This is a genomic window from Streptomyces sp. NPDC015532 (assembly GCF_043078065.1).
Taxonomy (GTDB): Bacteria; Actinomycetota; Actinomycetes; order Streptomycetales; family Streptomycetaceae; genus Streptomyces.
The window spans coordinates 1-2,123 of the sequence record NZ_JBIBSY010000043.1; the positions used below are offsets into that span (position 1 = coordinate 1).

Here is a 2,123-nt window from a genome sequence, read left to right on the forward strand (position 1 = left end):
GCCCACTCCGCGATCGCGGCCAGGGACTTCGCTCCGGCCAGGACCGCGCACGCGGCCAGGGAGAGGACGAAGGCGAATGGGTTGAACCGGGATCCTTACTGTGCGCCAACGTCAGCGAACATCCCCTGCGTACCCTGGCATTTTCGCCGCCCGAGCGGAGCCGACCTCCCCTCTTCGCGCGGGCCTGTGTCGGCCGTGGGGAACCCTGTGACAAGATCCGCTGGCATGTCATCTGTCATGTCGTCCGCCATGCCTTCGTTGCCTTCGTCGCCCACGGGTCCCTCAAGAACCGGTCGCCGTCTGCTGGTCGCCCTGCTTGCGATGCTCGCGACAGCAGGCTCCACCGTGGCCGAGGCCGGCACGCCGTCCGGCCCGGCGCCCGGCGCCGCGGTGAGAGCGGCCGAACCTGCGACGCCTGACCGCCCCAGCTACGACGTGAAGCTGCGCGCCGATGGCGACGGCTCCCACTGGGCGGGCCGGCAGACGGTGTCCTTCCGCAACGCCTCCAGCCGGCCCCTGCGTGAGGTGTACATACGCCTGTGGGGCAATGGCGAGGACGGATGCGGGACATCCGGAAGACCGTCCCCCGTCCGCGTCTCCCACGTGCGCGGCGGCACTCCGGGCCGCCCCGGCGTGAAGTGCACGGCGCTGCGCATCGCTCTGCCGAGGCCGCTCGCACGCGGTGAGCGGACGGCCGTCTCCTTCGACGTGGCCCTCACCGTGCCCGCACGCAACAACCGCTTCGGCCGCGAAGGCGCGTTCCGCTTCCTGGGCAACGCGCTGCCGGTCCTCGCCGTGCACGACGCGAGGGGGTGGCACCTCGATCCGTATGTGTCGTACGGCGAGAGCTTCTACACCCTGGCGAGCGACTTCCGGGTGCGCCTCGACCACCCGTCCGCCCTCAAGGTCCCGGCGACCGGCAGCACATGGACCCGCCCCGGCGGTACCAGGCGTACGGTCACCCACAGCGTCGCCAAGCGGGTGCGGGACTTCGCATGGGCGGCGGGCCCGTTCCGCACCGCGACCCAGACCTCGCCCGACGGCGTGCGCGTGAAGTCGTATTGGTCGCCGAACACGCCCGCCGCCGGTGTCCGCCTCAACCGCAACGACGGCGTCGCCGCCATCGACCGGTTCGGCAGGGAGTTCGGCCGCTATCCGTACGGCGAGATAGACCTCGTGATGACCCCCGGGTTCGCCGGCGGCATGGAGTACCCCGGCCTGGTCATCCTCGGCACCGAGGAGGAGGGTGGCGCCACCGTCCATGAGATCGCCCACCAGTGGTGGTACGGCGTCGTGGGCAACGACGAGTACAACTCACCCTGGCTGGACGAGAGTTTCGCTCAGTACGCCAACGCGCGCTACTACCGCTGGGACGGGTTCGAGTGCTCGCCGGACGACTCCTGGCCGAGCGCCACCGCCGCGCTCACCAACTCGATGGCCTACTGGTCTACACACCGTGGCGAGTACTTCCAGGTCGTGTACGGGATCGGCCCCTGCGTCCTGGCCGACCTGGAGCACGTCCTCGGGGCCGGCACCATGGCGCGCCTCATCAAGAAGTACGCCCACGACCACTGGTACGGCGTCTCCACCACCGTCGACTTCAAGAAGGCCGCACAGTCGATGACGCACAGGGACCTCGGCCCCTTCTGGCGGAAGCACCGCATCCGCTGAAGTCGCACTCCGCTCGCGGGTGACGGGCGTACCCCGGCGGCGCCACGATGACGGTGACCGACGGGGTACGCGGGCAGGGCGGCGTCGTTCCGGCGGTGCATCCGGGTTGATGGGGCTTCAGGAGCTGGGGCAGGACTGCGGGGTGGTCGGCGGGGGCTTGACGCGGAGGCAGGCACGACTTCCGGTGATCATGAGGTGTCGAGTCCCTGATCGCCACGACGGAGGACCGTGCCTGCCCGCTCATCCTCGCTCATCGCGCGCCCTCTGGGCCAACTCGCCGACACCGCGCCGACCGTCCCCGATGACCTCCCCGGCCTGCTGACCTGCCTGGCTCAGGTGCCCGATCCCCGCCGGGACCAGGGCCGACGCCACCCGCTCGCCTTCGTCCTCTCCCTGGCCGCGTGCGCGGTCCTGGCCGGAGCGAAGTCCCTGGCCGCGATCGCGGAGTGGGT

At 70.7% G+C, this 2,123-nt stretch carries 2 protein-coding genes; both read left to right on the top strand.

From position 1 onward, the window contains the following. The first annotated feature begins 321 nt into the window (after positions 1-321). Positions 322-1,671, top strand: coding sequence for a M1 family metallopeptidase (locus tag ACF07B_RS42895; protein ID WP_392182940.1), 1,350 nt, complete (start codon positions 322-324; stop codon positions 1,669-1,671). A gap of 228 nt (positions 1,672-1,899) precedes the next feature. Continuing rightward, positions 1,900-2,123 (top strand): transposase family protein (locus ACF07B_RS42900; RefSeq protein ID WP_392182941.1); only part of this gene is annotated, 224 nt, incomplete at its 3' end.

Excerpts from the sequence above, each read along its gene's own strand:
- ACF07B_RS42895 (WP_392182940.1), top strand. The coding sequence starts at position 322 with ATGCTCGCGACAGCAGGCTCCACCGTGGCCGAGGCCGGCACGCCGTCC.